Annotated in this window: 5 protein-coding genes; all 5 read right to left on the minus strand. The window is 62.8% G+C overall.

Annotation, left to right across the window (positions count from 1 at the left end; all coding sequences use genetic code 11):
• Nucleotides 1–79: 79 nt before the first annotated feature.
• The gene (locus tag ACTO5E_RS09480) at nucleotides 80–643 is read right to left on the minus strand and encodes a DUF4364 family protein (protein ID WP_482303207.1); all 564 of its coding nucleotides are present in this window, start codon (nucleotides 641–643) and stop codon (nucleotides 80–82) included.
• Nucleotides 644–1,072: 429 nt separating this feature from the next.
• Nucleotides 1,073–2,356 (minus strand): glycosyltransferase family 39 protein, encoded by a 1,284-nt coding sequence (locus tag ACTO5E_RS09485; protein WP_482303209.1) that lies wholly within the window; start codon nucleotides 2,354–2,356, stop codon nucleotides 1,073–1,075.
• The gene (locus tag ACTO5E_RS09490; protein WP_482303211.1) at nucleotides 2,353–3,675 is read right to left on the minus strand and encodes a DUF4317 domain-containing protein; all 1,323 of its coding nucleotides are present in this window, start codon (nucleotides 3,673–3,675) and stop codon (nucleotides 2,353–2,355) included. The genes ACTO5E_RS09485 and ACTO5E_RS09490 overlap by 4 nt, the downstream gene beginning before the upstream one ends.
• Before the next feature lie 196 nt (nucleotides 3,676–3,871).
• Entirely contained in the window at nucleotides 3,872–4,915 is a 1,044-nt protein-coding gene (locus ACTO5E_RS09495; RefSeq protein ID WP_482303212.1) for a Gfo/Idh/MocA family protein, read from the minus strand.
• Between the two features lie 559 nt (nucleotides 4,916–5,474).
• A complete protein-coding gene (locus ACTO5E_RS09500; RefSeq protein ID WP_482303213.1) occupies nucleotides 5,475–6,512 on the minus strand; it encodes a LacI family DNA-binding transcriptional regulator in 1,038 nt (345 codons plus the stop codon).
• Nucleotides 6,513–6,701: the final 189 nt, after the last annotated feature.

A 6,701-nucleotide genomic window follows, 5' to 3' on the forward strand; every position in this document is an offset into this window, starting at 1 on the left:
CCCCCCCCCCCCCCCCCCCCCCCCCCCGCCACACCTGCGGAGGGACGGGGGAGGGCTTCTGACAATAGGGAAGGACCGGCTATTCTCCGGTGTAGCTCTTGTCGCCGGTGAGCGCAGCCAGAAGCAGCTTGTAAATGTGGTCCGGGTTCTGGTAGAAGCTCTCCTGCACCAGCCTGGCCTGGGCCCGGTCCGGCACATAGAGGGACAGGGCCATCAGCTCCAGGTCCTGCCCGCCGGAGACGCGGCACACCACCCGGCACCCCCGGCCCTCTTCCAGAATCTCCACCGTGTTCTCCCGCTGGGCGCGGCCCCGGGCCAGCAGAGAGAGCGCGGCCTCCAGGGCCTTGTCCCGCACGGCAAGGGGAAGGGAGGTGTCCAGCCCCTCGGCCACCTGCCGCCCGGTGCCGGTAACGCGGAAGCCCTCCGGGTCCCGGGTGATATGGCCCAGCTTCTCCAGCGCGGCCAGGGCGTCGGCGGTCTCAAAATAGTTGGCCAGGGCGCGGCCCTGAATCACCCCCCGGATGTCCTCCTCAGAGAGGGGGGCGTTGACGCTGGCAAGGATGTAGCAGATTAGGATACGGACGTCGTTCTGGGTCCAGAGACCGCCGGGGTCTACCCCGCCGGTAAAGGCATTCTGACTCATGGACAGCCTCCTTTCTGAAAGCGGACGGACCGCTCCTCTACCCAAAAGCATAGCACTTGACGGGGCCTAAGTCAAACCTTTTTCAGCGCGGAGTGGGCAAATTCCTGACGCAGGCCAGGCATAGCCTGTAAGCTGGGGGCCCAACAGACCGCTTTGCGAACCAGCCACAGCGTCACGCTGGCAGAGCCCTTAAAAAGTTTGCGGCCAGCAGCCGCCGCAAACCGCGACCACAAGCCTCGCTACCAGCACCCACGCCGCGCTGGCCTGCCAGCGCACTTCGCGAACTGGGTCCAGCGTCACGCTGGCAGAGCCCTTAAAAAGTTTGCGGCCAGCAGCCGTAACAAACCGCGACCACAAGCCTCGCTACCAGCACCCACGCCGCGCTGGCCTGCCAGCGCACTTCGCGAATTGGGTCCAGCGTCACGCTGGCTACATGATGGGGGCGTGGGAGAGGTAGGAGAAGTAGTAAGCGCCTAGCAGAACGGCCTCGGTGACGAGGAGGAAACCGCGCAGGATGGGGCGGCGTTCGGTCAGTATGGCGGCAAACAGGAAAAACGCCACGCCGCAGCTGAGATACCGCCCCGCGCTCAGCAGCCAGGAGAGGGAGTAGTTGGCAATCAGATAGCAGAACCCATAGGCCAGCAGCCCTGCCGGCGCTTTCTCCCGCCAGGCGCATAGGGCCAAAAGCAGAAAGCACAGGCCGAACAACGCCAGCTCAGGCAGCCACACCGCCCAGCCGATGGGCTGAGTCAGGTTTTTCGCCCCGTACTGCCAGATGTAAACCAGTACCTTTGACACCCACATGCCCCCCTGGTGCCAGTGCTCCTGGTGGCCCGCAAAGGCGAAGGGGTCTCCGTCCACATGCCAGTTCAGCGCCCAGTACCCCGCCGCCCCCAGCAGAGGCAGCAGAATCAGGGGCAGGGCCTTCAGCAGACAGAGCCAGCTCTTTTTCAGCGACTGCCGCACCGGCGGGCGCAGGGGCTTGGCGTCCTCCAACAGGGCAAGCAGGGCCGGAACCATCACCAGAACGTCCGTCATGCGGGTCAGCGCAGCCAGCGCCCCCCATATGCCGTAAAACAGCCACTTTCGCCGTAAAGCAAAATACAGCGAGGCGGAGGTGGTGAGCAAAAACAAGCCCTCGGTCATTACCGTGCCGAAGAAAAAGGAGAAGGGGTAGGCGGACAGCAGCAGCACCGTGTATAAGGCGGTCCGCCGGTTGGCAGCCAGCCCCGCCAGCCGGTAGACCCAGCAGCAGCCCCAGGCGTAGCTGACCACAGAGACCAGCAGCCCCGCCCCTATGGTGCTGGGCACAGCCAGCCTTACTGCCCGGACAACCCACACATAAAAGGGGTAGAACACCAGAAAGATGTGCTTCCCATCCTCCTGGTAGCCGCTGTAGCCCTGCTCAATCAGGTTGATATAGTGCCGGGCGTCCCACAGAAGAAAGCTGCCCTTCAGGGCCTGCCAGGTCAGCCCCTTTTCGTTGGTGAAGGCGGTGTGGGCCGCTATGGCCAGCAGCATGGCCAGCCGCAGGCCCAGCGCGCCCAGAAACACCCACAGCAGGGTCTTGCGGCTGGGCAGATAGGGCTTGCGGACAACGCCGGAGGCCCCGGCAGGCTGGGGCAGCGGCGCGCCGGCCAGCCCAAGGCACCGCAGGGCCAGCGCCAGAAACAGCCCCAGAACCGCCGCCGAAAGGAGGATGTTCGCGGTCATGCCTCCTCATCTCCCTTTTCGTCCGACTGGCTGTCCGCCCCCTCCTCCGGCTGTTCCGGGAGACTGTCCCCGCCCTGGGGAAGGGGCCCGTTTTCGTCAGACTGGCTGTCCTCATCCTGGGGAAGGGGCCCGCTTTCTTCCGCCGGGGCGGGCCGGTCCGGCAAGGGGCCCAGGGGAGGGGCCTCCTCGGGCGGGTCAAAGCACACGGTGACCCCGTTGAACTCTACCTCGCCGTCCACCTGCACCAGAATGTACTGCCGGCCGTTGATTCTCCGGGGCTCAATGAGGCCGGCGCACTCCGGGGCGGCTTTTATGGTGACGCTGGGGGTCTTCACCACAAACTCCTTGGTGTTTACCAGGTTGCGGGGGTTCACCGCCCCGGTGCCAAAGGCCTCCTCAAATTTTTCCTCAAAGGCGGCGGTCTTCTCCGGGGCCACGCCGGTGGCCTCCAGAACCCCCAGCAGGGTGGTTTTGGAGATGGACAGGGGCTCGGGGCTTTTGCTGGCCTTGTGCTCCTCCACCATCTCGCCCAGGCGGCCCTGCACCTCCTGCACCACGTCAAAGCTGCACTCCTCGGCCAGGGCCTCGGTCAGCAGCTCCCGAAAGGTCTCCTGCTGCACCCCGGCGGGCATGGGGGGCTCTACCCGGAACAGCCCCTCCACAAATTCCGGGTGGTCCTCGGTGATGTTTTTGGTGTAATACAGGGCGCTGTAGATGTTGGCGCTGCGGTCGTCAAAGGCAGGGAAGAGGAAGCCCACCTCCGGCGGGCCCACCAGCCAGTCCGCCTCCCGGTTGCAGATGACGCTGTCGGGCAGGTCGTAGCGCAGGGCGGGCTTGGTCTCCTTCATGGGGCATATGGCGCAGACAATGTAGGAATATACCTCGCTGGAGCCGTCCGGGTTGGGGGCGCCGTCCTTCAGCCGGTAGGGCACGTCGTATTTGTCATGAGCCAGCAGAATCAGGTAGGGGCCCTCCATTTCCAGGCACTCGATCACCCGCTGGTAAAAGGCGTTGGCAACGCCCTCGTCCTTCAGGCCGCTGTCCCGCAGGGCCATAAGCAGCCGGTGCTCATCGCTGTCCACCACCTGGCTGGTCTCAAACACAATGTCGTTGAGCTGCTTGCCCAGGGTGCCGGAAAGGCTGCGCTTGAGCACCGAGAGGATGCTCTCCGCCTCCTCCTGGCTGGTCATGTTCAAGGACTGGCCGAACTGGGAGACGATCTCTCCCTGGGCGTTGACATAGCAGCCGTTGACCAGAGTGATATTGCTTTTTTCCGGCTGAAAACGCCGGCGGATCTCGCTGATTTCCTTTTCGTTCATGGTACTTCTCCTTTATGCGTAGGGTCATGAAAAGCTCGGTTTGCTTTGGTACATTATACCAAGGGGGAGGCGATCTGTCAAACGCTTGTTTGCGGCGGGAGGAGCCCCTTTGCCGGCCTGTCCGCAAAAAAAGCAGCCCCCGCGGCCTTTCTCCTCAGGCTGTGGGGGCTGGCTTGATTCACGGCGGGGCTATGGCTCAGTACTCCACCTCCGCCCAGCGGTTCTCTTGGGCGGAGCGTGTTCCGGCTTCCAGAACAGCCAGGGTGTTGTGGCCGTCGATACCGGTGACAATGGGCATGCGGCCCTCCAGAATGGCGGTGACAAACTCGTCGATGACCCCAGAGGCCAGCTGGTTGGTGTTGGTGCTGATGGTGCCCACATGGTATTTCACGGTGGTGTCGTCCCGCATTTCCAGCACAATGTCGTCGGCATAGTCGCCGAACACCTTCATCACCCCGTCCTCGCCGTAGATGGTGGTGCCGTTGTCCTCCTGGCCGTAGTTGGTCCAGCTGAAGTGCATGATGCCCGGCATACCGTCCTCCATGCGGAACTGGCACACCGCGTTGTCCTCCAGGTCGATGAGGGAGCCGTCGGCCTTGCGCTTGTTCAGGGTCATCAGCGTGGCGAACACTGCGGCAATCTCCTTGCCGGTGAGAAAGCGGATCAGGTCGATTTTGTGGGAGCCCAGGTCGCCGAACACCCCGAAATGGGCCCGGGACTTGTCGAAAAACCAGGTGCTGTTGGACTTATTGATGCTCCAGCTCTCCGGCCCGGCATGCTTAAAGCTGCACTGCACGAACAGGGGCTTGCCGATGGCGCCCTTGTCCAGCAGCTCCTTTGCCTTGCGGTGGGTGGGGATGAGCCGCTGGTTGTGGCCGGGCATCAGCACCCGGCCGGAGGCTTTCTCGGCCTCCAGAATCGCCCGGGTCTCCTGAAGGGAGAGGGCCATGGGCTTTTCTACCAGCACATGCTTGCCGGCGTTCAGGGCGGCGACGGCCAGGCTGGCATGGGTGTGGTTGGGGGAGCACACGCTCACCGCGCCGATGGCCGGGTCGGCCAGCATGGCCTCAGGGGAGGGGTAGGCTTTGCCGCCGTACTTTTGTGCCAGAGACTGGGCGCGGTCCTGGTCCACGTCGTAAAAGCCCCCGATCTCCACATCCTCCCGGGCGGCATACTCCGGGGCGTGACGCTGCTGGGTGATGGAGCCGCAGCCCAGCATTCCTGCTGTGACAGTTTTCATGGTGATTCCTCCTGTGATTTGTGATAACGTTGCCATAAATGGGATAAAAAAGGGTGGCAAGACCCGAAAAAGCTTATTTTATGGAGCGGATATTCTTGCTTTACATTTCAGGCTTCTTCGCCTGCGTGAGAAAAAATAACATTATTTTTATTTCTTTTTTGTTCTGGCGTCTCTTGACAGAAGCACCGGCAGGCTGCTGCCTCTGAATTTGTCGTCTGCAAACTATCCGCTGGGAGAAAAAATAACATTATTTTTATTTCTTTTTTTGTTCTGGTGTCTCTTGACAGAAGCACCGGCAGGCTGCTGCCTCTGAATTTACAGCTCGATAGCCGTCCGCTGGTCTCCCTTTGGTCGACCTCGCTAAGTTCGACTTGCCTTCGGCAAGTCGACGGCGGCGCAGCCTTACCCCGTCCTGAACTTGGTCATGGGAGCGAACTCGTGCCTCGCGGCTTTGCTTTCTGCGCCGCCTAAGTTCAAGGTCAAGGTCGTGGGGCGCTGCCCCACACCCTGCAACCTTTGAAAAGGTTGACGAAACTTTTAGTTCGCGTTTGGCACTTGCTTATTTGAGCTGGCTTTCTGCTCGCGTTGCGGGGCTTGCTTTGGGGCTCGCTACCGTTCCCCGGCTGATATACACCGTGTCCAGCTCCTCCCATATGGCCGGAGCCGCCGGCGCTTCCATCCGCCGCCGCAAAATCGAGACAATCCGCTCCCCAATCCGCTCCATGTCCAGGTCCACCGAGTCGATAGCCGGGGCCAGCTGCGCCGCCAGCACATTGTCATACCCCGCAATAGAGAAGTCCTCCGGCACCCGCCGCCCCGCCTGATAGATGGCCTGCATGGCCCCCGCCGCCAGGGTGTCCGCTGTGCAGAAGACCCCGGTGGGGGGTTCGTCCAGGGCCAGCAGGGCCTCCATAGCGGCCCGGCCCTCCTCCAGGCGGTACTGGCCCACCGTCTGAACCAGCTGGCGTTCTCGTGGGACGCCCCAGTCGCACAGGGCCTGCCGGAAGCCCTCCCGGCGGGCGGCCTCCACCGGCTCGGCCCAGCCGGCGGCAATGGCCGCCACCCGGCGGTGGCCCTTCTGCAAAAAACGCTCCGCGGCCTGATAGCAGCCCTCCCGGTCCCTTACCGACAGATTGTCCACATGGGGGTGGGAGTAGGTTCGCTCCACCGCCACCACGGGAATGCCCCGGGCCCTGAGCTTGTCAAACAGCGCGCCGGTCAGGTTTTTGTTGGAGATGACAGCCAGGCCGTCCACCCGCAGGCCGGTAAACTGGTCAATCAGCTTTTCCTCGTCCCGGTGGCCCGAGCGGCCCAGCATGGTGACAATCTGGTAGCCGGCCTGCTCCGCCGCCTGGGTAAAGGCGCTGTTGATGCGCTGAAACAGCCCGTTGACATTTTCCATAGCCAGACAGCCGATGATGCCGCTTTTCTGGCTTTTCAGGGCGCGGGCCATGACGTTTGGCACATAGCCCAGCCGGCTGACAGCGGCCTCCACCCGCTTGCGGGCCTCCTGAGAGACATAGCCGTTGCGGTGCAGCACCCGCCCCACCGTGCCGATGGAGACCCCGGCCTCCCGGGCGATATCCGCCATTTTCACTGCCAAGGGGGTTCCTCCTTCCGGGTGTGTTAACGTTAACACAAGCATAGCACAAAGGGACCGGGTTGTCAAGAGGAAATGAGGCGCGGGCAGGGAAATCAATTTTGCGATCGCTCCCAAAAAAGGCGGGTAATTTCGCGGTCCAGGGGCGTTAGGCCCCTGGTGGGTGCTTAGGGCTTTGCCCCAAGA

Source organism: Acutalibacter sp. (genome assembly GCF_056800975.1).